This window comes from Tropicimonas sp. IMCC34011, from assembly GCF_003390865.1.
Classification (GTDB): Bacteria; Pseudomonadota; Alphaproteobacteria; order Rhodobacterales; family Rhodobacteraceae; genus Tropicimonas_B.
This window is the reverse complement of the sequence record NZ_QMEJ01000001.1, coordinates 1,104,370-1,126,386: the sequence shown is the minus strand read 5'-3', so window position 1 is coordinate 1,126,386 and position 22,017 is coordinate 1,104,370. Positions and strand designations below refer to the sequence as shown.

The following is a 22,017-nucleotide window of genomic DNA, read 5'->3' as shown; positions in this document are numbered from 1 at the left end:
ACCATGCGCATCATCGTGACGGCGGATGATGCCGGATTGTCCGAGGCGGTCGATCAGGGAATTGCCGAGGCCGCCCGGGCGGGGACGGTGACGCAGACGACCTTCATGGTCGCAGCGGCCTTCCCGGACGTCGCGAGCGCCGCGGCGCGGGTCGGGGCCATGAACATCCCCTGCGGCGTGCATCTGCAACTGACCACCGGCGCCCCGGTGAGTGCCGCCTTGCGCGACGTCGTCGGAGAGCGCCTGCCGGATCACGCGGGTGCCCTCCGGCTCGACCCGGAGCTCGCCTTCACGGAGTGGCGCGCCCAGATCGAGGCGGCGCGGGCGGCGGGCCTCGCGCCCTCCCATCTCGACACGCATCAGGGCGTCCACCGCCTCGCCGCCTTTCGCCACGTGTACTTCGCCCTTGCCCGGGAGTTCGGTTTGCCCGTGCGCGGCCATGACGCTGCATTCGCAGCGGAGGCCCGGGCCAGCGGCGTCGCCGCGACGCGCCATGTTCTCGCGGGATGGACCGGCCGGCGCCTCGGCCGCGCGGAACTCCTGTCCGAGCTGGGGCCGTATGACGGGTCCGGCGGCATCCTCGAACTCGTCACGCATCCGGGCCACGTCGATGCGCGCCTCGAGGAGATGTCCGCCTGGCGAGGGCGCCGGGAGGTCGAACTGGCCATTCTCACGGATCCCGAGCTGGTCGAGACCCTGACGGCGCGGGGGATCGTCCTCTGCGACTACACCGCCCTCGCCACCTGATCCGCGCCCCATCCTGCCGGCTTTAATCGGGCCTTAGCGAATTTCTGCTTGAACCGTGCGGGGTATCAAGGGTGACGGGATGGCAGGCAATCGGCACAGACCCTGCGGAGTTCGGGAACTGCGCGCCGCGCGGCGGGAGGGGCGCCCGCTCTTTCTCGCCGTCGGCCTCTTCAGCTTCTTCGTGAACCTGCTGATGCTTGCCGGTCCGCTCTACATGCTGAACGTCTACGACCGTGTGCTCGGGTCGCACTCGGTAGAGACCCTGCTGTCGCTGACGGTGCTCGTGGTCTTTCTCTACGTGCTGATGGGCGTGCTCGACTATGCCCGCGGGCGCGTCATGGGCCGCGCTGGCGCACGGTTCCAGAGCCATCTCGACCGCCGCGTCTTCGAGGCGATGATGCGGGCCTCGGCCCTGTCGCCGCCGCCGCGGGAGGCCGCGACCGGGCTGAGGGATCTCGATGCCGTGCAGCGGCTCTACAACGCGCCCGTGCTTATGGCCCTGTTCGACCTGCCGTGGACGCCGCTCTTCTTCCTCGGGATCTTCGTCTTCCATCCGGTCCTCGGACTGGCCGCGCTCGCCGGAGCCGGGGCGCTGATCGTCGTCGCCTTCGCCAACCAGATCCTGTCACGCCCCTCGCTCGAGGCGGCCGGAACGGCGAGCCGGTCCGCGGAAGCGTTTGGCGCCCGGATCCGGGAAGACGCCGAACTGGTCCAGTCGCTGGGCATGCGGGACGCGGTCTTCTCCCGCTGGAACGTGGCGCGGCATGCCTCGCTCGGCGCGTCCATCGGCGCAGCGGACCTGACGGGAACGTTCGGCGCGATCACCAAGGCGCTCAGGCTCTTCCTGCAATCGGCAATGCTGGGTCTCGGCGCGTTCCTCGTTCTCAGGGGCGCCATGACGCCGGGCGCGATGATCGCCGGTTCGATCCTGCTCGGCCGCGCGCTGGCGCCGCTGGAGCAGGGGATCAATGGCTGGCCGCTCGTCCGCCGGGCTCAGGAGGGCTGGCGGAACCTCGCCGTCCTCCTCACCGCGGTGCCACCGGCAAAGCCGCGCACGGCCCTTCCGGCGCCTTGCGGCCATGTCGAGGCTCAGGGCATCACCGTCGTTCCTCCCGGGGAGGCGCGTGCCGTCCTGCGCCAGCTTTCCTTCACGGTCGAGCCCGGTCACGCGGTCGGCGTGATCGGGCCCTCCGGATCGGGCAAATCGAGCCTTGCGAAGGCCCTGACCGGCTACTGGCCGCCGGCGGCCGGAGCGCTCCGGCTCGATGGCGCCGCGCTCGAGCAGTACGAGCCGGACGCGCTGGGGCAACATGTCGGCTACCTGCCGCAGCGGGTCTCTCTCTTCGAGGGAACGATCCGGGACAATATCGCGCGCATGGCAATGGACCCCGACGACGCCGCGGTCGTCCGCGCGGCGAAGCAGGCCGCGGCGCACGACATGATCGTCTCCCTGCCGGACGGGTACGACACCCGCGTCGGCCCGGGCAACGGACGCCTGTCGGGGGGACAGGCCCAGAGGATCGGCCTCGCCCGTGCCCTCTACGGCGATCCGGTGTTGATCGTCCTCGACGAGCCGGATTCCGGCCTCGACAACGATGGGTCCAACGCCCTGAGCGCCGCGATCCGGACGATGAAAGCCGAGGCGAGGGTGATCTTCGTCATGGCGCACCGGCCGTCCGCCATAGCCGAATGCGACATGCTTCTCGCCCTCGACGGCGGTACCTGTCGCGCCTTCGGTCCGAAGGCGCAGGTGCTGAGGGACCTGGTGCAGAACGCCGACGCGATCCGCCGGGCGCCTGCCGTGGCGGGGGTGGCGTGATGGACCCGGGGCGGGAGGCATGGTCCCCGCGCGGGCCGATGCTTGCGGGGCTCGTCGCCGTGCTGCTGCTTCTCGCGGGCGGCGGCGCCTGGGGTCTCACCGCACGGATCGCAGGCGCCGTGATCGCGGCCGGGCGGCTCGAGGTGGAGCAGGCCCGGCAGGTCGTGCAGCATCCCGATGGCGGCGTGGTCGACCGTATCCTTGTGGAGGAGGGGGACCGCGTCGCGGCGGGCGATCTGCTGATCCGGCTCGATGCAGATGCCATTCGTTCGGAGCTTTCGGTCACCGAGGCACGCCTCTACGAGGTTCTTGCCCGCCGGAGCCGCCTTGCGGCGGAGCGGGACGGCGACGCGCGGATCGAGTTCGACCCAGCTCTCCGTGCCGAACCCGCGCACCGGGTGCGCGAGCTGATGGACGGGGAGGAGCGGCTCTTCGGTGCCAGGCGCGACAGCCTGCTGTCGGAGATGGAGCAGTTGTCGAAGCAGCGCGAGCAGATCGCCGATCAGATCGTCGGCATCGAGGCTCAGCGCCGTGCCGTGGACCGGCAGATAGAGCTGCTGTCGGCGGATCTGGCCAACCACCGCAGCCTGCTGGGCAAGGGGCTGGTCCGTGCGTCCCAAGTCTCCGGGCAGGAGCGCGAGCTGGCGGTCCTGACCGGCCGAGCCGGCGAGCTCACGGCCGGCATCGCCGGCGCGCGGGGGCGCATCACCGAAATCGAGCTTCGCCTGATCGCGATCCAGCGCAAGCGGAGGGAGGAGGCCATTACGGAGCTGAGGGATCTGCAGTATGACATGACGGAGCTGTCCGAGGCGCGCCGGGCGCTGAGGCGCCAGCTCGACCGGCTGGAGATCCGCGCACCGGCCTCCGGCATCGTCCACGACATGCAGGTCTTCGCCCGGCGCGCGGTGATCCGGGCCGCGGAGCCGGTGCTCCATATCGTTCCGCAGGACCGCCCGCTGGTGATCGCCGCGCAGGTCGAGCCGTTTCACGTGGACGACGTCCATGTCGGCCAGGAGGTCTCCCTGCGCTTCTCCGCCCTCGATCAGCGCGCCACGCCGGAACTCTTCGGCCGGGTTGCCAAGCTCTCCGCGGATGCGCTCACGGACGAGGTGACGGGCGCACACTATTACCGCGCCGAGATCGTGCTCCTCGACGGCGAGCTCGGCCGCCTGCCGGAGGGTGTAGCGATGTTGCCGGGAATGCCGGTCGAGACGTTCATCCGCACGGCCGATCGCACGCCGATCGCCTTCCTGACAAAGCCGCTCGCCGATTATTTCGCGAAGGCGTTCAGGGAGAGTTAAGTAAATCTGTCTAGCGTGTCCCCTGTCTCGACCGGGCCGGTCGCGCGGGGGAGCCGGCGGCCCGGCCGTGAGGAATGTGCGGTCCACGAGCGCCATCCTGCCCGCGGCGCGGCGGAACGGGTTTGTCCCCCGGTTGCGGCCGTGATCATAAGGAGAGGAGTCTGGAAGAGGTAAGGCACCATGGAGCGAAGGACATTGAAGGTCGCCGTCGGCGGGTTCGGCGCTGTCGGCCGGGCCGTCGCCGAGGCGCTCGACCGGGGGATCGACGGGCTTGAGCTGGTGGCCGTGTCCGCGTCCGACCGGGCGCGGGCCGAGGCGCGCATGTCGGATGGCTTCCGCAAGTTCTACCCGGTCAAGCCGCTCGACGAGCTGCACGACGGGGCCGATGTGGTCGTTGAATGCTGCCCGGGTCGCCTGTTGGACACGATCGCCCGCCCGGCGCTGGAGGCTGGCCGGATCGTCGTCGTCGTGAGCGCCGGCGCGCTTCTGGCCAATCCGCATCTCGAGGAGGTCGCGGCGCGAACGGGCGGGCGGATCCTGGTCCCGTCCGGCGCGCTGGCCGGGCTCGATGCGGTGAAGGCAGCGGCAGAGGGCAATGTCGAGAGCGTGACGATCTCGACGCGGAAGCCGCCCGCGGGCCTCAGGGGCGCACCGGCGATCGAGGCCATGGGGCTGGATCTGGACGCTGTCACGGAGCCGGTCCTGTGCTACGCGGGGCCGGCCAAAGATGCGATCGAGGGCTTTCCGGCGAATCTCAACGTCGCGGTCGCACTCGGTCTTGCGGGGATCGGCACGGCGCGCACGATGCTTGAGGTCTGGGCGGATCCGACGGTAGAGCGCAACACTCATACGATCCGGCTCGTGTCGGACAGCGCGACCATGACGATGACCATCGAGGGAATTCCCTCGGACGAGAATCCGCGCACGGGCCGGATCACGCCGCTGAGCGTCATCGCCCTTCTTAAACGCCTCGCCGCGCCGATGGTGATCGGAACCTGACGAAGCGAAAGGCGCGGGTCGGTAAATCTACATATTGACGCAGCCCCTCCGCCTATCCCAAGATATCCATGCTTTGGTGCCGGCGACTCGTTGCCGGTGAAGAGGGAAGACCGGTGGAAATCCGGCGCTGCCCCCGCAACTGTAAGCGGCAAGCCGACCCCCGGCGATCCACTGGCGCGACGTGCCGGGAAGGTGGGGGAAAGCGTTCGAGCCGTCGAGTCAGGAGACCTGCCAGAGCAGAAACACGATACGGGCGGTGGGCCCGGAGGCGTCGTTCGGACGGTATCGGCCCCAGGGTCGAATCGGCTCCTTTCGTGCCTTCGATCCTCGCCACGAGACACGGAAGATCGAAGGGACCGAGCCGCATGACCATCACCGTCTATTCCAAACCCGCCTGCGTTCAGTGTACCGCAACGACCCGCAGCCTCGATGCCAAGGGCATCACCTATGAGGTCGTCGATCTGACCCTCGACGACAGCGCGCTCGCCCGTGTTACCGAACTGGGATATCGTCAGGCTCCCGTCGTGGTGGCCGGCGAAGAGCATTGGTCCGGCTTCCGCCCGGACATGATCGGCCGCCTGGGCTGACGCGTCTTGCGCCTGGCGTTCTACTCCTCCGCCTCCGGCAACACCGCGCGCTTCGTCGAACGGCTCGGAGTACCGGCGGAGCAGATCGGGCCAGGTGCACCGCCGCGCATGACAGCGCCTTACGTGCTGGTGACGCCGACCTATGCCGATGGCGCAGGTCGCGGAGCCGTCCCGAAGCCGGTAATCCGGTTTCTGAACGACGCCGAAACTCGCGGTCACCTTCTCGGGGTCATCGCGGGCGGCAACCGCAATTTCGGTGAGACCTTCGCCCTCGCGGGCGACATCATCGCGGCGAAATGCGGGGTGCCCTGCCTCTACCGGTTCGAACTGGCCGGCACGGACGGGGACATCGCGCGGGTGAGACAGGGACTTGAAAGATTATGGACGCAGAAACCCTCGACCGCGGCGTGAGCGCCAGCCCCGAGATCCAGGGGATGGATTACCACGCGCTCAACGCGATGCTGAACCTCTACGACGACAAGGGGCGCATCCGGTTCGAGGCGGACCGTCAGGCGGCGCGCGCCTACTTTCTCGAGCACGTGAACCAGAACACGGTGTTCTTCCACTCGCTGGAAGAGAAGCTCGGCTACCTCGTCGAGAAGGGCTACTACGACGCGAGCGTGCTCGACGCCTATGACAGGGCGTTCGTGCACAAGATCTGGGATGCGGCCTTCGCCAAGAAGTTCCGCTTCCCGACCTTCCTCGGCGCGTTCAAGTACTACACGTCCTACACGCTCAAGACGAATGACGGGAAGCGCTACCTCGAGCGCTACGAGGATCGCGTCTGCATGGTCGCGCTGGCGCTCGCGCGCGGGGACGAGACCCTGGCAATGCGCCTGATGGATGAGATCGTCGCGGGCCGGTTCCAGCCGGCGACGCCGACCTTCCTCAATGCCGGCAAGGCGCAGCGCGGGGAGCTGATCTCGTGCTTCCTTCTGCGCATCGAGGACAACATGGAGTCCATCGGCCGGTCGATCAATTCGGCTCTGCAGCTGTCCAAGCGCGGCGGCGGCGTGGCTCTCCTGCTGACCAACATCCGCGAGCACGGTGCGCCCATCAAGGGCATCGAGAACCAGTCCTCCGGTGTCATCCCGGTGATGAAACTGCTCGAGGACAGCTTCTCCTATGCCAACCAGCTCGGCGCGCGGCAGGGGGCAGGGGCGGTCTATCTCAATGCCCACCACCCCGACATCCTGCGCTTCCTCGACACCAAGCGCGAGAATGCGGACGAGAAGATCCGGATCAAGACGCTCTCCCTCGGCGTCGTCATTCCAGACGTGACCTTCGAACTCGCCAAGCGCGACGAGGAGATGTATCTCTTCTCTCCCCATGATGTCGCGAAGGTCTACGGCAAGCCGTTCTCCGAAATATCGGTGACCGAAAAATACCGCGAAATGGTGGACGATCCGCGCATCCGGAAGTCCAAGGTCCGCGCCCGGCGCTTCTTCGAGATCCTTGCGGAGATCCAGTTCGAGAGCGGCTATCCCTACATCATGTTCGAGGATACGGTGAACCGCGCTAACCCGGTGCAGGGCCGGATCAACATGTCCAACCTCTGCTCCGAGATCCTGCAGGTGAACGAGGCGTCCGAGTTCGAGGACGACCTGAGCTACAAGCACCTCGGGACGGACATTTCCTGCAACCTCGGCTCGATGAACATCGCCAAGGCGATGGACGGCGGCGATCTTGCAGCGTCCATCGATGTCGCGGTCCGGGCGCTGACCGCGGTCAGCGACATGTCCGCCATCGACAGCGTGCCCTCGGTGCGCCGCGGCAACGACGAGAGCCATGCGATCGGGCTGGGGCAGATGAACCTGCACGGCTACCTCGCCCGCGAGTGCATCCATTACGGCAGCCCCGAGGCGCTGGACTTCACGTCCGTCTATTTCGCGACGGTGCTGTTCCACGCGCTGACGGCGTCAAACGCGCTGGCCTCCGAACGGGGCAAGTCCTTTGCCGGTTTCGAGAATTCGACCTACGCGGACGGCTCCTTCTTCGACAAGTATGTCGAAGAGGACTGGATGCCGAAGACGGAGGTCGCGAAAGCGCTGTTCGAAAAGGCCGGCATTCCGCTGCCGACGCGCCGGGACTGGGCGCAGCTGCGCGATGCCGTGATCGCCGAAGGGCTCTACAATCGCAATCTGCAGGCCGTGCCGCCCACCGGATCGATCAGCTACATCAACAACGCGACCTCCTCGATCCACCCGATCGCGTCGAAGATCGAGATCCGCAAGGAAGGCAAGATCGGACGCGTCTATTACCCGGCGCCGTTCATGACGAACGAGAATCTCGAATATTACCGGGATGCGTACGAGATCGGGCCCGAGGCGATCATCGACACCTATGCCGCCGCCACCGAGCATGTCGACCAGGGGCTGAGCCTGACGCTGTTCTTCCGGGACACAGCGACGACACGGGACATCAACCGCGCGCAGATCTACGCGTGGCGCAAGGGGATCAAGACGATCTACTACGTCCGCCTGCGCCAGATGGCCCTCGAAGGCACCGAAGTTCAGGGCTGCGTCTCCTGCACTCTCTGATATCCTCCAGGCGACCAGGTCCTTCCGGCTTCGCCCGGAGGGGCCACCGTCCCGCCCTCGACCGTCACTTCGATCTTGAGAGTATGCCGAGATGAAAGACCTCACCCGCCGCGTCGCGGCCCGCGCCGTGAACTGGAACCGCGTCGAGGACGACAAGGACCTCGAGGTCTGGAACCGTCTGACGGCGAATTTCTGGCTGCCCGAGAAGGTGCCGCTGTCCAACGACGTGCAGAGCTGGGCCACCCTCACGCCCGAAGAGCGCAAGCTGACGATCCGCGTCTTCGCCGGCCTCACCCTGCTCGACACCGTGCAGGCCAGCGTCGGCGCGCCGGCCCTGATGGCGGACGCGACGACGCAGCACGAGGAGGCGGTCCTCGCCAACATCTCCTTCATGGAGGCGGTGCACGCGAAGTCCTACTCCTCGATCTTCTCGACGCTCTGCTCCACCGAGGAGATCGACGCGGCGTTCCGCTGGGCCGAGGAGAACGAGCATCTCCAGGCGAAGGCGGCCCGCATCCTCGAGGATTACGCGCCGGGCGGCGATCCGCTGAAGAAGAAGATCGCCTCGACCTTCCTCGAGAGCTTCATGTTCTACTCGGGCTTCTACCTGCCGATGTACTGGTCGAGCCGGGCGAAACTGACCAACACCGCCGACCTCATCCGCCTGATCATCAGGGACGAGGCCGTGCACGGGTACTACATCGGCTACAAGTTCCAGCGCGCCCTCGCAAAGGAAAGCGCCGAAAAGCAGGCGTCGATCAAGGATTACGCCTTCTCGCTGCTGTTCGAGCTCTACACCGTGGAGGACCGCTACACCGCCGAACTCTATGACGGCGTCGGCCTCACCGAGGACGTGAAGCGGTTCCTGCACTACAATGCGAACAAGGCGCTGATGAACCTCGGATACGAAGCGCTCTTTCCCGAGACCGCGACCGAGGTGAACCCGGCGATCCTGTCCGCGCTCTCGCCCAACGCCGACGAGAACCACGACTTCTTCTCCGGCTCCGGGTCGTCCTACGTGATCGGCAAGGCCGTGGCGACGGAAGACGAAGACTGGGACTTCTGAGCGTCCGCGCTCCTCGGTGAACGATAAAAGGCCGCCAGCGATGGCGGCCTTTTTCGTATGGATGTCAACGTCCTGCGTCGCTCGGGTGTCCAGCTCGCCACCCGTTATTACCCCGAAACATCCGCTCCCTATGGCCTGCCCCTTCCGGTCATCCTAGGCGACGAAGTGGCGACACGTCCGGATCCGGGTCCGGGATCGCGTCCATGAGCTTGCGCGTATAGTCCTGTGACGGGTTGTCGAAGATCTCGGCCACCGGGCCCTGCTCGACGATCCGGCCGCGCTCGATCACCGCCACGCGGTCGCAGGTGTAGCGGATGACGCCCAGGTCATGGCTGATGAAGAAATAGGTCAGCCCCAGTTCTTTCTGAAGACGCTGCAGGAGGTTCAGGATATCTGCCTGTACCGATACGTCGAGCGCCGAGGTCGGTTCGTCGAGGATCAGCAGTTCCGGCTCCACCGCAAGCGCGCGGGCGATGTTGATGCGCTGGCGCTGGCCGCCGGAGAATTCGTGCGGGTGGCGATAGAGGTGTTCGCGGCCAAGGCCGACCTGCTCGAGCAGGTCGAGCACACGCCGGGTGTAGCGTTTGCGTGCGATCCCGAGGTCGGGGCCGTGGACCACCAGCGCCTCGGCGATCGTGTCGTGGATTGTCATGCGCGGGTCGAGCGAGGCCTGCGGATCCTGGAAGACGATCTGCATTCGGCGGCGCAGCCGGCGCTCGCCGCCGCGGCCAAGGTCGATCACCGGGTGGCCGTCGAACAGCACGTGCCCCTCGGAGGGGCGTTCGAGGCCGAGGATATTTCGGGTCAGCGTCGTTTTGCCCGAGCCGCTCTCGCCGACCAGCCCGAAGCTCTCGCCGCGGGCGATGGAGATGTCGATGCCGGTCAGGGCGCGGAAGGCGGGGGAGGTGCCGAACAGCCCGCGGCGAGCACCGTAGACATGGCCGAGGCCCTCGATCCTGAGAAGTGGCGTGCTCATGCGGTGACCTCCTTTGCGGTTGCGGCGATCTCGGCCTCGATGCGGTCGCGCAGCGGCCCGTCGATCCCGCGCAGGGTGTCCATCCGCGCGCGCGCGGTCGGGATCGCGCCCATCAGGGCGCGGGTGTAGATGTGTTCGGGTGCCTTCAGCACCTTGCTCACAGGCCCGCGCTCGACGATGCGGCCGCGATACATGACCGCCACATGCGAGCACAGTTGTGCCACCACGCCGAGGTTGTGGGTGATGAACATCACCCCGATGTTCCGCTCCTCGACCAGGCGGTGGATCAGCCGAAGGATCTGCGACTGCACCGAGACATCAAGTGCCGTGGTCGGCTCGTCCGCGATCAGCAGGTCGGGCTGGCCGATCATCGCCATGGCAATCAGAACCCGCTGGCGCATGCCCCCCGAGAACTCGTGAGGGAAACGCGGCATGCGGTCCTCGGCATCATGCAGGCCGAAGCTTTCAAGCAGCGCGACGCTGGCCTGCCACGCGGTGCGGCGGCGGGCCCGGCGCGACTCTCGGCCCGTAAGGCCGAGAATCTCGGGCTTGTCGCGGGCGGCGTGCAGGGCGGCATCGACCATCTGGGTGCCGATCCGGAAGCTCGGGTTCAGGTTGGTCGTCGGGTCCTGGAAGATCATGCCGATACGCCCGCCGCGTAGCGCGCGCATGTCCCGGTCGCTGGCGCGCAGCACGTCCTTGCCGTCGAACAGCACCTGCCCGCCGGTATAGTGCGCGGTCGTGCTCGGCAGCAGGCGTGAGATGGTCAGCCCGGTCAGCGATTTGCCCGATCCGGTCTCGCCCACAAGGCCCCAGATCTGACCGCGCTCGACGGTCAGGTCGATGCCCTTGAGAATGGGGGTCTCGCCCTCGAAGCTGCGCATCGAGAGGTGAAGGTCGGAGATGTCCAGCAATGCCATGCGATCGCTCCTCTCAGCGGCGGGTGCGCGGGTCGAGCACGTCGCGCAGACCATCGCCCAGCAGGTTGAAGGCCAGCACGGCCAGGAAGATCGCGGTGCCCGGGAAGATCGCCGTCCACCAGTACTGCGGCATGTAGTTGCGCGCCTCGGCAAGCATCGTGCCCCATTCCGGGGTCGGCGGCTTGACCCCGATGCCGACGAAGCCGAGCGAGGCCACCAGGAGGATCGCGAAGCCCACGTCGAGCGAGGCTTTCACCACCACCGGCGTCACGATGTTGGGCAGCACGTGGCGTCCGATAAGCCGCATCGGCCCGACGCCCAGCACGCGCGAGGCGATGACGAACTGCTCCTGTTTCTTGGCGGCAACCTCGGCGCGCACCAGCCGTGCGTAGGTCGGCCACCAGGTGATGGTGATCGCGATGATCATGTTCCAGATGCCGGTGCCGAGCGCCGCCGCGACGGCCATGGCGAGGATCAGCGAAGGGATGGTCAGCAGAAGATCGGTGATGCGCATGATCACCTCGTCGATCCAGCCGCCGACCCAGCCCGCGATGACGCCGAGCGTGCCGCCGATAATCAGCGCCAGCAGGATAACGGTCACCCCCGAAAGCAGCGAGATGCGGCTGCCGTAGATCACCAGCGTCAGGATGTCTTGGCCGACCGAATTGGTGCCGAACCAATGCGCGGCAGAGGGCGGCTGAAAGGCCGCCGCCGGGTTCACGGCGCCAACCACATCGCCGGGGTAGGGCAGCAGCCAGGGCGCCAGCAACGCCATGGTGATCAGGAACACCGCGATGGCGAGGCCGATCACCGAAAGCAGGCTCTGGCGGAAGCGGTAGATCGCGCGGGCGCGCGCCTCGGCCCGGGCGGACCGGGCAAGGTCGGCCCTGGGAAGGGACATGTCGGTCTGGCTCATTGCAGGCGCACCTTCGGGTTGAGGACCGCCTGGAGGATGTCGACGATCACAGAGGTGACGAGGTAGATCATGGCGATCACGAGGGTCACGCCGATGACCGGCATGAAGTCCTGGCCCAGTATGGCCTGCGTCGAATAGAGACCGATGCCCGGCCAGTCGAAGATCGTCTCGACCAGCACCGTACCGCCAAGCAGCCACGACACGTAAAGTCCGATCACCGTCAGCGTCGCCGAGACCGCGTTGCGCAGGGTGTATTTGAACAGGATGATCCACGGGGGGATCCCCAGCGCCCGTTCGGTAAGGATGTAGTCCTGCTGCAGCACTTCGATGGTCGAGGCGCGCATCATTCGCAGGATCGTTGCCAGCGGCGACAGCGACAGCGCGAGCGCGGGCAGCGCGAGATGCTGCAACGCCAGGCCGAGCGCGTGCCAGTCTCCGATCAGGATGGCGTCCACGGTGTAGAAGCCGGTTATCCGGTCGGGCGGGAACTCGATGAGTGGGAAGCGTCCGGACAGCGGCAGCCAGTTCAGTGCCATGGCGAAGGCCAGCTGCAGCAGCAACCCGAGGAAGAACCGCGGCATGGCGATGGCCCCGAGCGAGACGGTTCGCGTCAGGTAGTCGAAGATGCCGTCGCGGCGGATCGCGGCCAGCAGGCCGAGCGGGATGCCCACGATCACGGCGATCAGCAGCGCCGCGATCACCAGCTCCAGCGTGGCGGGCACAAACTCGGCCAGGTCGTCGATGACCGGACGCCGGGAGAACAGCGACACGCCCCAGTCGCCCTGCAACAGGCCTGTGAGGTAGTTCCAGTATTGGACCGGGATGGGCTTGTCCAAGCCGAATTCGGCAGCGACCGAGGCGATGACCTCGGGGGTGGCATTCGGCCCGGCGGCCAGGCCCACGGGATCACCCGGCAGCAGGCGGGCGATCGCGAAGACGATCACCGTGAGGCCGAGCAGCGTGGGTATGATCAGCAGGAGGCGGCGGATCACGTACCAGAGCATGGAGGTCTCCCCGGTTCGGAGTGTGAGAAAGGCCCCGGCCGTGGTTCGGCCGGGGCAGTTTCGTCAGGTGGTCCGGATCAGTCCAGAGACAGCGGCAGCAGCTCCACCGCGTTTGCGGCGACCGGCGTGAACACGAAGTTCTGCACGTTGTCGCGCAGCGCCAGCTTGCGCTTCTCGAGTACTCCGAAGAGGTCCGGCGCATCGGCGACGACCGCGCGCTGGAATTCGCCGTAGATCTCGGCGCGGGCCTCGGCGTCGATCTCGCCGCGGGCCTGTTCGATCAGCGTGTCGACCTCGGGGTTGCCGTAGGTCGGGTTCTGCCAGGTGCCGTTGCGCGACGAATGGTAGGCCGCATAGGCGATGTTGTCGGGGTCCGCGTAGTTCGCTGTCTGGAAGATGAAGTGGAAGTCCGGTGCCGTTTCGGGCGTCGCCACTGACGACACGATGTCCGGCCATGCGGTCGGCTGGATGTCGAGGGTGATGTTCAGCTCTTTCAGCGATTCCAGCAGGATCAGTGCCCAGCGGCGCATGTTCTCGTAACCGGCAGCGTAGCGCGCGGTCAGCGTGAAACCGCCCTCGGCGAATTCCGACTTGGCCAGGTACTCGCGGGCCTTCTCCATGTCGCGGCGCGGCACCTCGAGCTCGGGATCGAAGCCGAGGATGCCGGTGGGCAGCGGGCCGGTCATCAGCTCGGCCGGGCCGGCAGCGGCCAGCATCGCGTCGTAATCGTAGGCATAGCTGATCGCGCGGCGCAGGTTCACGTCCTGCAGCGGTCCGTCCTGCGTGTTCATCTTGATCGAGAAGGTCCGGTACTCGGTCTCGTAGATCAGATCGACACCCTCGGTACCTTCGAGCGCCTTCATGTCCTCGGCAGAGAGGTCCATCGCCATATGCGCCTCGCCTCGCGCCACCATCAGGCGCTGTGTCGAGGTCTCGCGGGTGATCTTCCAGATCGCGCCATCGAGGTTGCCGCCGCCGGCGTGCCAGTCGTTCTCGGCACGCGTCAGCTGGTAGAGGTTGCCGGTCTGGTAACGGCCCATAGTGAACGGACCCGAGCCCGCGATGTTGGTCATCAGCCAGGCCTGGCCGTCATCATCTGCAAGGTTGGGCTCGACCGCATCCTTGTTGACGATGAACATCCAGATCATCACCTGCAGGAACGGCGCGTAGGGCGTCGTGAGGGTGAATTCGACCGTGTGCTCGTCCAGCGCGCGGGTCGCACCGGGCTCGACGATGCCTTCGATCATCCACGCGTTGCCACGCTGAAGCTTCAGGATGCGCTCGATCGACCAGACGACGTCATCGGCGGTGACGGGCGAGCCGTCGTGGAACACGGCGTCGGGATCGAGGGTGAAGGTGTAGATGAGGCCGTCGTCCGAAAGCGTCCATGACGAGGCGAGGGCCGGCTGGATCTCGGGCGGGTTGCCGGAGACACGAACCAGCGGATCATAGACGTTGCGGAACAGCATCGCGGGCGCGTAGCCGGTTGCGACATGCGGGTCGAAGTTGGGGATGTCCACGGCGCTGGCAAGCACCATGACCTTGCTGCCCTGGGCAAGGGCGGCGGGGGCGAGATGCGCCAGAACCGCGCTTGCGGCTGCAGTGCCCAGCAGGGCGCGACGGGTGAGGATCATGGCAGAAACTCCTGTTGGATATTACGTTTTTCGTTGAAGGCGAGACCGCCGGAGCGGTCCCGCCGAGAGCTTCGCGCCCGTTAGGACGTCGTCCCGCGCGGGCCCGTTCTTTGGCTCAGGCAGCCGAATTGCGGCGCTTGGACAGGCCGTAGATCTCCTCGGCGGCCTCGGCGCTGATGTAGCCTTCCGACAGGTCGTGCTGGATCGCGTCGAGCGTCCGGTCCTCGGGCTTGCCGAAGCCGGAACCGCCCGAAAGGCAGAGCTCGACCACGGTTTCGGTGTCGTTCAGATCGACCATGCCGCCGGTGCCCACGTCGTGGATCACCTCGCCCTGCGGGTTGCGCAGCAGCCCCTGAGCGGTGCGGCCCGGGGAGCCGCCAAATGCACCCTCCATCGGCAGGTTCACGCCCTCGGGCGCGACCATCGCCTGCATCGGGCTGCCGCTGGTGAGACGCCGTGCCCGGACGCGGACGCCGAGGCCACCGCGGTTTGCTCCGGCCCCTGCGCTGTCCTGGATGAGGCTCTTTTCCTCGATCAGCACGGGGATGCGGGTTTCCATCAATTCGAGCGACGTGGTGGCTGCCGAAGTGGGCCAGAGGATCGGGGACTTGCCGTCCTGCTTGGCCGAACCACCCTGACCGGCCCCGAGCAGCAGGAGTTCGTAGAACATCCTGCCCTCGTCGTTGGAGCCATAGAATGACAGCAGGCTTGGCAACCCCGAGAAGGCCTGCACGCGGTCGGGCGCGGTGTCTTCCATGGCGCGGAAGACGTTCGGTGCGAGATACCAGCCGGTGCGGGTGCGCAGGCTGACCGGCGAGGGTTTCTCACAGTTCAGGATCGACCCCTTCGGCGCGGAAACGGTGAATGGACGGTAGCAGCCCGCGTTGCCGCGAACATTCGGCGTCAGCATGCACTTGAGCGGGTAGGTGGCATGGGCGCTGGTATAGGACAGCGTGCAGTTGATACCGCCCTTGGTCACCGCCGGCGGCGCGCCGTCGAAGTCCAGCGCGATGGTGTCGCCGTTCACGGTCAGTTCCAGCGGGAAGGTCATCACCTCGCCCATCGGGTTGTTGCTGATCGACGAGGTGTAGACACCGTCGGGCAGGTCGCGGATCGCAGCGCGCATCGCCGCTTCGGAGCGGGACTGGATCACCTCGGAGAAGGCTTCGAGGTTCTCCAGCCCGTATTCGGACAGGAAGCTCTCGATCCGGTGCTGGCCGCGCTCGTTTGCGGTGATCAGGGAGCGGACGTCGCCCAGAACCTGCTCGCTGTCGCGAATGTTCTCACCCATCAGGCGGAACAGGTCCTCGTTCTCCACGCCTTCGCGGATCAGCTTCATCGGCGGGATCTGCATGCCTTCTTCGAAGATCTGCGTCGCAGAGAGGCCGTCGCGCAGGCCGCCGATGTCACCGACGTGACCCACGGTGCCCATGAGCGCCACGACATTGCCGTTCGAGAAGACCGGCGTGACGATGGCCAGGTCAAAGAGGTGGCCCGCGCATTCCCACGGATCGTTGGTGATGTAGACGTCGCCGGGCTTCATGCTCTCGACCGGGTAGGTCTTGAGGATGTGCCGTACCGCCCAAGGCAGGGTCAGGTTGAACACCGGCATGACCCGCGCCGAATGCGCGATGGTTTCGCCCTTGGGGTCGAGGATGGCGCAACCGAAATCCTGGCTTTCGGAGATGATAAGCGAGAAGGCCGTGCGGCAGACCGTGTGCCACATCTCTTCCGAGACGGTGACGAGCCGCGACCACATGATTTCCAGCGTGATCGGATCGGCCTCGAGCAGCTTGATCGCCTCGTCGCGCGGGGTCTCGGCGGTGATGCGCGTCGCGGCGCGGGCCGAGGCGGCGACCTTGATGATCAGGTTGCCGGCGGCGTCCTGCGTAGCCACGTCGCCCGGCGGGATGATGGTGGTGGATTCGGGTTCCTCGACGATCGCCGGGCCGACAACCTCGTCGGCGGGGGTCAAGGCGCGGCGGTCGTAGACGCTTGCCTCGAGGAACTCGCTGCCGAACCAGGTCTGACGCGTGCCCTTGAGCGCCGCGCCCGCGGCGGCGTTCACACCGCCCGAGGCCATGGTAAGGGTGATCTTCGGTTCCGGCCCGCGCAGGCGCAGGCGGAGCGAGAGGATCTCGGTCTGCGCGTCGGTCGGCACGCGGGTGTAGCGTTCAGAGTAGGCGGTAGCAAAGGCGGCGCGGATCGTCTCTAGCGCATCCGCCCCCAACGGTCCCTGAGGCAGCGGGACGGTGATGTCATGCAGCTGGCCGCGGATACGCATGTCGGCGGCGGGCTCGGCCACCATGTCGGACTCTTTCACGCCCGACGCGGCAAGCTCGGCTTTCGCATCGGCGACCATCTCGGCCAGCACTTGCGACAGCTCACGGGAGGCCAGCGCCTCCGAGAGATCCATCGGGCGCGAGCGCACCAGGTCCACCGAAAGCGGCGCGGTCAGGAAGCCGAAGGCCGAGGCCGCACCGGAGGCCGGGGGAATGATCACCTCGCGGACGCCGAGAATGCGCGCGACCTTGGCCGCGAAGGCCGGGCCCGCGCCGCCGAAGCCGATCATCGAATAGGCGCGCGGATCCTTGCCCTTTTCGACAAGGTGGATCTGGGCGGCCGAGGCCATGCTTTCGGCCACGGTCTGGTGGATGCCCCAGGCGGCGTCCATCGTGCCGATGCCCAGCGGACCGGCAAGCGTGCCGATGGCGGTCTCTGCCGCGGCCTTGTCGAGCGTCATGCGCCCGCCGAGGAAGTTGTCGGGGTTGTAATAGCCCAGGGCCACGGAGGCATCGGTCACCGTCGGCTTGTCGCCGCCCTGTCCGTAGCAGGCGGGGCCGGGGGCAGCGCCGGCGGAATGGGGGCCGACCTGCATCAGGCCGACGGCGTCGATGGAGGCGATCGAACCGCCGCCCGCGCCGATCTCGATCATGTCGACGACGGGCGACTTGATCGGGAGGCCGGAGCCGTTCTTGAAGCGATGTGTTCGGCCAGCCTCGAGGAACGAGGCAATATGCGCGCGGCCGTTCTCGATCATGCAGGCCTTGGCGGTGGTGCCGCCCATGTCAAAGGAGATCACGTTCTCCTTGCCAACGGCGAGCCCGAACCATGCCGTGGCCAGCGCGCCCCCGGCGGGGCCGGATTCCAGCAGGCGGATCGGCAGCTCGCGCGCGGTGCGCGAAGACACCAGCCCGCCGGCGGAGGACATCAAGCGGAAGTCGCCGTCAAAGCCATGCGCGGCCAGTTCGCTTGCGAAGCGCTGCAGGTAGCGGTTCATCAGCGGCTGCACGTAGGCATTGGCGCAGGTGGTGACGAACCGCTGATACTCCGAGATTTCCGCGACGACTTGGGAGGAGATCGAGACAGAGATGTCCGGGTGCTCGGCGCGGATCAGCTCCGCGGCACGCTGTTCGTGTGCAGGATTGCGGTAGGCATGCATGAATGCCACGGCGATGGCCTTGGCGCCTTCGGCAACCAGTTCGGCGGCCTCACGCAGCACCGCCGCTTCGTCGAGAGGGGTCAGCTCGCTACCGTCTGCGGTGATCCGGCCCGCGACTTCGCGGCGCCAGGCCCGCGCCACGAGCGGCTCCGGGAAGGCAAGCGTCAGGTCGTAGATGTCGTAACGCTGCTCGGTGCCCATCTCGAGGATGTCGCGGAAACCTTTGGTGGTGATCATGCCCACCGGCGCACCCTTGCGTTCGATCACCGCGTTGGTGACGAGCGTGGTGCCGTGTACGATCTCGGCAAGGTCCGCATGCGTAAGAGCCGCAAGTTCCAGAAGTTCCGACAGGCCCTTCAGTGCGCCGAGGGACGGATCGGCCGGAGTGGTCAGGTGCTTGTAAAGCTGAATCTCGCCGGTCCGTGTGTCTGTGAGAACGAAGTCGGTAAAGGTGCCACCGATGTCGATCCCCACGCGGTAAGTCTTTGCGGTCATCTTACGCCTTTCCAGAACCATGGTTCCGACTCACGGAACACGAAAAATTTTCGAAATGGAAAGATGTATCGCGAAATCGCGGATAATTTTCCTCTGTTTGCAATTTTTGCACAAAAATTGGACAGTTGCAGTCGACATTATGCCTAAAAGTTATGCATTTCGTCCGGCGAACTCAAGAATTTCGTCAGATTGGGGAGGTTTCGATTTTCCTTTTGGAAAAATTTGGCGATCAGGGAAGGGAGGCCACGTCCTCGTTTGAGACCGGCAAGGGGCAGGAGCGACATGGCGAACGGTCAGAAGAAGGATTCGGCCAGGCAGGCGCCGATCGGCAGCAAGGTGCAAAGCCTTCGTCAGGAGCAGGGGATCACCCTTTCGGACCTCGGGGACCGCAGCGGGGTGTCGATCTCGACTTTGTCGAAGATCGAAAACGGCCAGACCTCGCCGACCTTCGACACGCTTACGCGGCTCGTTGCGGGGCTGGGGGTAGATCTCACCGCCCTGTTCCATTCCGAAGCGCCTCCCAGCGTCAACGGGCGACGGGCCATCACCCAGGCTGGGACCGGCCCGCGGCACCGGAGCGGCAACTACGAGTATGAACTGCTTTGCGCGGATCTCGCCCACCGCGCCTTCGTGCCGCTGCTCACGACCCTGCATGCCCGCAGCATCGAGGACTTCCGCAAGATGGCGAACCATGCAGGCGAAGAGTTCTTCTACGTGCTGTCGGGCGAGGTCGTGCTGCACACCGAACACTACGCGCCGGCGCACATGAAAGCGGGCGACAGCTCCTATTACGACAGCACCATGGATCATGCCGTCTATTCCGTCTCGGAAGAGCCGGCGCAGATCCTGTGGATCGCGACCAAGGTTTCGAAGGCATTCAAGGATGTCGTGGGAACCTGACCCAATTCCCTGAGAAAGGTCCAAGACCCATGAAAGATGCCGGCCCCGTCGCCGAAAGTGCCGCCCTGCAGGCGGCGCTTGCTTCGCTTGATGCAACGCATGAGCGCTTCGTCGAGGATATCGTCTCGCTCGTGCAGATCCCGGCACCGACCTTCGACGAAGCGGCCCGCGCCCAGGCGTTTGCCAAAATGCTGCAGGCCGAGGGTCTGGAGCCCGAGATCGACGCTGTCGGCAATGTCACCGCCCTGCGGCGCGGGACCGGTGCCGAAGGCGGCCCGGTGATCGTCGCCGCGGCGCATCTGGATACGGTGTTTACCGCTGATACCGATCTGACGGTGCGGCGCGACGGCACACTTCTGCGGGCGCCGGGCATCGCCGATGATGCACGGGGCCTCGCCGCGATCCTGGCCTTCCTGCGCGCGATGAATGCCGGCGGCGTCGCCACCGGGCATGACATCCTGTTCGTTGCAGACGTTGGCGAGGAAGGGCTGGGGGATCTGCGCGGCATTCGTCATCTCTGCACCGAGAGCCGATGGAAGGACCGGATTGCCGGCTTCTTCACATTCGATGACATCCGTACCGAGGATCTCACGATCCGCGCCATCGGCTCGCGGCGCTACCGCGTCGTTCTGCGCGGGCCCGGCGGTCACAGTCTGAACGATTTCGGACGTCCGAACCCGGCCATCGCGCTCGGCACTGTCCTGTCCGGACTGGGCGACATTTCAGCGCCGAGCACGCCGCGCACGACCTTTTGTGCCAGCACGCTCGCCGGCGGCACGACGATCAACTCGATCCCCGAAGAGGTCTCGCTGGGCGTCGATCTGCGATCGGAAGGCATGGACGAGCTTGCGAAACTGGACGCGCAACTGCGCGCTCTGGTCGACGCCGCGGTGACCCGGGAAAATGCGCGCTGCGGCACCGAGCACGGACCGATCACCGCGGAGCTGGTCACCCTCGGCGACCGCCCCGCCGGCGCCACGCCGGAAAGCGCGCCCATCGTGCAGTCCAGCATCGCCGCGATCCGGGCCGAGGGCTTCGAGCCTGAGCTGACCTGTTCCTCCACCGACGCCAATATCCCGATGTCACTCGGCATCCCGGCCGTGAAATTCTCCCACGGAGGGGCCGGCGGCCAAATGCACAGCCTCGATGAGTGGATCGACGTGTCACCTGAAATGAGCCTGCGCGGATTGCGAGCCGGATTCCGCGCATTGGTGGCCACTGCCGGTGAGGCAAGCTGACCGGCCAAGGTCAGCTGCCAGTAACGGGGCGTTGTTGCGGAAGTCACGCCTGAGGCATGACTTCCGCTTACAACTCCGAGGTCATGCAGCGCGAACGATCTCGGCAGTGCCGAAAGCATTGAAGCGATGCATGAGGGCGACGTGGATCTGGATCTCGGCGGTCTGGCCTACGTGGTCCCTCACGGCGAAGCGTTCGCCGAATGCCTTGATGCCTTGCAGAAGCATCCCCGCCTGGAGAAGGGTGCGGGCTGCTAGCCGAGGTCTCTACGGAAGTCGAAGGTGAGGAACTCGCTGATGACGGAAGAATCCACATCCGCCCCCAATCCAGGCGATTTTGAAACTGTCAGTTTCCCATCGCGTATGGATTCTTCCGGTGCGTTGTTGAGCACTTGAACGTAGGAGTTGTTTTCGGAGAAATATGGATAGATCTCCAGCGGCATTGCCATTGAGGATGCCGTTGCGACCTGAATAGAGGCGGCAGTCAGAAGGGAGCTGGCGCAGTTGTGAGCAGAAACGCGCGCGTTGTAAGATTCTGCCATGGCTGCAATCTGGACGAACTCGAAGATCCCACCGCAGTTGCCAACATCCGGCATCACGATGTCGACTCCACCGGTATCGAGGAGATTGCGGAAACCGTGTCGTGTATAGACACGTTCGCCTGCGGCAATAGGCACTGACCACCTACCTGCCTGAACTTTCATATTCTTAAGATCGAACGGATCAAAAGGCTCTTCCACCCAGATCAGATCGAGTTCTTCGCAAACATCCATGAAACGAATGAGCTGATCATTGTTCAGTCCGCCCGACAGATCGAGCATGATACCTATGTCCGGTCCGACTACGTTGCGTAGCATCCGTACACGGCCGATAGCGCGCTGAAAGGCTTCGTCGCTCAATTGTCGGCGTTGGACGTGGCGCAGACTTACGCCGTTCACCTCATGGGCAAGTGGATAGCACTTTAGAAGCCGGTATCCGTCGGCAATTGGGCGTTCAGCCGACCTAGCCCATCCTTCGACATCGTTGTGAGACGCACTCCAACCATTGGCATAAACCTCGATTTCACTGCTGAACTTTGCGCCGAACAGCTCATACACGGGAACCCCCAGGGACTTGCCTTTGATATCCCACAGGGCTTGATCGATCGCGGAGAGCGCTGCAAAGACGATTGCGCCACCCCCCTTGGTCCAGAATGAATTGTCGTAAATTTCATGCCAAACGGATCTCGGATAAGTTGCATCGGCACCGATAACACTTGGAGCAAGATCGGCCAGCATTCCAGCGGCTGCCTTCGCGCCATGCCCATAAGCGACGGCCGCTTCACCATAACCGACAATACCATCCTTTGTAGTCAGTTCGACGATGACGGGGTGCATGCCGCCTCCGCGTACGTCGAATACCTTCATATTTTGGATGATTTGCATATCTGCTGTCCT

17 protein-coding genes, 1 pseudogene and 1 riboswitch are annotated in these 22,017 nt (G+C 65.6%); of the genes and pseudogenes, 10 read left to right on the top strand and 8 right to left on the bottom strand.

Annotated features, from left to right (window positions below):
* Nucleotides 1-3: 3 nt before the first annotated feature.
* The 8 genes from DQG15_RS05385 (at nt 4) to nrdF (ending at nt 9,059) form a co-directional block, all read left to right on the top strand.
* The gene (locus DQG15_RS05385) at nt 4-747 is read left to right on the top strand and encodes a ChbG/HpnK family deacetylase (protein ID WP_116083337.1); all 744 of its coding nucleotides are present in this window, start codon (nt 4-6) and stop codon (nt 745-747) included.
* A 79-nt stretch (nt 748-826) separates the two neighbouring features.
* On the top strand, nt 827-2,566 hold the full coding sequence (locus tag DQG15_RS05380; RefSeq protein WP_116083336.1) for a type I secretion system permease/ATPase: 1,740 nt from the start codon (nt 827-829) through the stop codon (nt 2,564-2,566).
* Nucleotides 2,566-3,867 carry an HlyD family type I secretion periplasmic adaptor subunit gene (locus DQG15_RS05375; RefSeq protein ID WP_116083334.1) on the top strand — a complete coding sequence of 434 codons (1,302 nt, stop codon included), beginning with the start codon at nt 2,566-2,568 and terminating at the stop codon, nt 3,865-3,867. Before DQG15_RS05380 ends, DQG15_RS05375 begins: the two co-directional genes overlap by 1 nt.
* Nucleotides 3,868-4,062: 195 nt before the next feature.
* A complete protein-coding gene (locus DQG15_RS05370) occupies nt 4,063-4,866 on the top strand; it encodes an aspartate dehydrogenase (protein WP_232830709.1) in 804 nt (267 codons plus the stop codon).
* Nucleotides 4,867-4,923: 57 nt separating this feature from the next.
* Nucleotides 4,924-5,117, top strand: a riboswitch (cobalamin riboswitch).
* Nucleotides 5,118-5,231: 114 nt separating this feature from the next.
* On the top strand, nt 5,232-5,453 hold the full coding sequence (gene nrdH / locus DQG15_RS05365; RefSeq protein WP_116083332.1) for a glutaredoxin-like protein NrdH: 222 nt from the start codon (nt 5,232-5,234) through the stop codon (nt 5,451-5,453).
* A gap of 6 nt (nt 5,454-5,459) precedes the next feature.
* Nucleotides 5,460-5,864: a class Ib ribonucleoside-diphosphate reductase assembly flavoprotein NrdI gene (nrdI, locus tag DQG15_RS05360; protein ID WP_116083330.1), complete on the top strand. Its 405-nt coding sequence runs from the start codon at nt 5,460-5,462 to the stop codon at nt 5,862-5,864.
* Nucleotides 5,834-7,993 carry a class 1b ribonucleoside-diphosphate reductase subunit alpha gene (gene nrdE / locus DQG15_RS05355; protein ID WP_116083329.1) on the top strand — a complete coding sequence of 720 codons (2,160 nt, stop codon included), beginning with the start codon at nt 5,834-5,836 and terminating at the stop codon, nt 7,991-7,993. The genes nrdI and nrdE overlap by 31 nt, the downstream gene beginning before the upstream one ends.
* A gap of 91 nt (nt 7,994-8,084) precedes the next feature.
* Entirely contained in the window at nt 8,085-9,059 is a 975-nt protein-coding gene (gene nrdF / locus DQG15_RS05350; RefSeq protein ID WP_116083327.1) for a class 1b ribonucleoside-diphosphate reductase subunit beta, read from the top strand.
* Nucleotides 9,060-9,207: 148 nt separating this feature from the next.
* Here the strand turns inward: nrdF and DQG15_RS05345 are convergent, their stop codons facing one another.
* The 6 genes from DQG15_RS05345 to DQG15_RS05320 form a co-directional block, all read right to left on the bottom strand.
* Nucleotides 9,208-10,035, bottom strand: a complete 828-nt coding sequence (locus DQG15_RS05345) for an ATP-binding cassette domain-containing protein (RefSeq protein ID WP_116083326.1) — start codon at nt 10,033-10,035, stop codon at nt 9,208-9,210.
* Entirely contained in the window at nt 10,032-10,919 is an 888-nt protein-coding gene (locus DQG15_RS05340) for an ABC transporter ATP-binding protein (RefSeq protein WP_232830708.1), read from the bottom strand. Before DQG15_RS05340 ends, DQG15_RS05345 begins: the two co-directional genes overlap by 4 nt.
* A 49-nt stretch (nt 10,920-10,968) precedes the next feature.
* The gene (locus tag DQG15_RS05335) at nt 10,969-11,871 is read right to left on the bottom strand and encodes an ABC transporter permease (RefSeq protein WP_116083323.1); all 903 of its coding nucleotides are present in this window, start codon (nt 11,869-11,871) and stop codon (nt 10,969-10,971) included.
* On the bottom strand, nt 11,868-12,875 hold the full coding sequence (locus DQG15_RS05330; protein WP_116083322.1) for an ABC transporter permease: 1,008 nt from the start codon (nt 12,873-12,875) through the stop codon (nt 11,868-11,870). Before DQG15_RS05330 ends, DQG15_RS05335 begins: the two co-directional genes overlap by 4 nt.
* 77 nt (nt 12,876-12,952) lie before the next feature.
* Nucleotides 12,953-14,509, bottom strand: a complete 1,557-nt coding sequence (locus tag DQG15_RS05325; RefSeq protein ID WP_116083320.1) for an ABC transporter substrate-binding protein — start codon at nt 14,507-14,509, stop codon at nt 12,953-12,955.
* Between the two features lie 115 nt (nt 14,510-14,624).
* Nucleotides 14,625-18,446, bottom strand: a complete 3,822-nt coding sequence (locus tag DQG15_RS05320; protein WP_116083319.1) for a hydantoinase B/oxoprolinase family protein — start codon at nt 18,444-18,446, stop codon at nt 14,625-14,627.
* Between the two features lie 282 nt (nt 18,447-18,728).
* On the opposite strand from DQG15_RS05320, the gene DQG15_RS05315 reads away from it, so the two are divergent.
* Together DQG15_RS05315 and DQG15_RS05310 are read left to right on the top strand one after the other, a co-directional pair.
* The gene (locus DQG15_RS05315; RefSeq protein WP_116083317.1) at nt 18,729-19,346 is read left to right on the top strand and encodes a helix-turn-helix domain-containing protein; all 618 of its coding nucleotides are present in this window, start codon (nt 18,729-18,731) and stop codon (nt 19,344-19,346) included.
* A 29-nt stretch (nt 19,347-19,375) separates the two neighbouring features.
* A complete protein-coding gene (locus DQG15_RS05310) occupies nt 19,376-20,584 on the top strand; it encodes a M20/M25/M40 family metallo-hydrolase (RefSeq protein WP_116083316.1) in 1,209 nt (402 codons plus the stop codon).
* Nucleotides 20,585-20,665: 81 nt separating this feature from the next.
* Here DQG15_RS05310 and DQG15_RS18545 read toward each other — a convergent pair.
* Both DQG15_RS18545 and DQG15_RS05305 read right to left on the bottom strand, forming a co-directional pair.
* Nucleotides 20,666-20,791: pseudogene (locus DQG15_RS18545) on the bottom strand (IS5/IS1182 family transposase); the annotation flags it as partial.
* 44 nt (nt 20,792-20,835) lie between these two features.
* Nucleotides 20,836-22,005: a mandelate racemase/muconate lactonizing enzyme family protein gene (locus DQG15_RS05305; RefSeq protein WP_116083315.1), complete on the bottom strand. Its 1,170-nt coding sequence runs from the start codon at nt 22,003-22,005 to the stop codon at nt 20,836-20,838.
* Between the last annotated feature and the right edge of the window lie 12 nt (nt 22,006-22,017).

Bases quoted from the DNA above. Each gene is read 5' to 3' on its own strand.
- DQG15_RS05315 (WP_116083317.1), top strand. From the start codon at position 18,729: ATGGCGAACGGTCAGAAGAAGGATTCGGCCAGGCAGGCGCCGATCGGC.
- DQG15_RS05385 (WP_116083337.1), top strand. From the start codon at position 4: ATGCGCATCATCGTGACGGCGGATGATGCCGGATTGTCCGAGGCGGTC.
- DQG15_RS05335 (WP_116083323.1), bottom strand. From the start codon at position 11,871: ATGAGCCAGACCGACATGTCCCTTCCCAGGGCCGACCTTGCCCGGTCC.
- nrdF (WP_116083327.1), top strand. From the start codon at position 8,085: ATGAAAGACCTCACCCGCCGCGTCGCGGCCCGCGCCGTGAACTGGAAC.
- nrdE (WP_116083329.1), top strand. From the start codon at position 5,834: ATGGACGCAGAAACCCTCGACCGCGGCGTGAGCGCCAGCCCCGAGATC.
- DQG15_RS05310 (WP_116083316.1), top strand. From the start codon at position 19,376: ATGAAAGATGCCGGCCCCGTCGCCGAAAGTGCCGCCCTGCAGGCGGCG.
- DQG15_RS05305 (WP_116083315.1), bottom strand. From the start codon at position 22,005: ATGCAAATCATCCAAAATATGAAGGTATTCGACGTACGCGGAGGCGGC.
- DQG15_RS05330 (WP_116083322.1), bottom strand. From the start codon at position 12,875: ATGCTCTGGTACGTGATCCGCCGCCTCCTGCTGATCATACCCACGCTG.
- DQG15_RS05375 (WP_116083334.1), top strand. From the start codon at position 2,566: ATGGACCCGGGGCGGGAGGCATGGTCCCCGCGCGGGCCGATGCTTGCG.
- DQG15_RS05380 (WP_116083336.1), top strand. From the start codon at position 827: ATGGCAGGCAATCGGCACAGACCCTGCGGAGTTCGGGAACTGCGCGCC.
- DQG15_RS05345 (WP_116083326.1), bottom strand. From the start codon at position 10,035: ATGAGCACGCCACTTCTCAGGATCGAGGGCCTCGGCCATGTCTACGGT.
- DQG15_RS05320 (WP_116083319.1), bottom strand. From the start codon at position 18,446: ATGACCGCAAAGACTTACCGCGTGGGGATCGACATCGGTGGCACCTTT.
- nrdH (WP_116083332.1), top strand. From the start codon at position 5,232: ATGACCATCACCGTCTATTCCAAACCCGCCTGCGTTCAGTGTACCGCA.
- DQG15_RS05340 (WP_232830708.1), bottom strand. From the start codon at position 10,919: ATGCGCAGCTTCGAGGGCGAGACCCCCATTCTCAAGGGCATCGACCTG.
- DQG15_RS05325 (WP_116083320.1), bottom strand. From the start codon at position 14,509: ATGATCCTCACCCGTCGCGCCCTGCTGGGCACTGCAGCCGCAAGCGCG.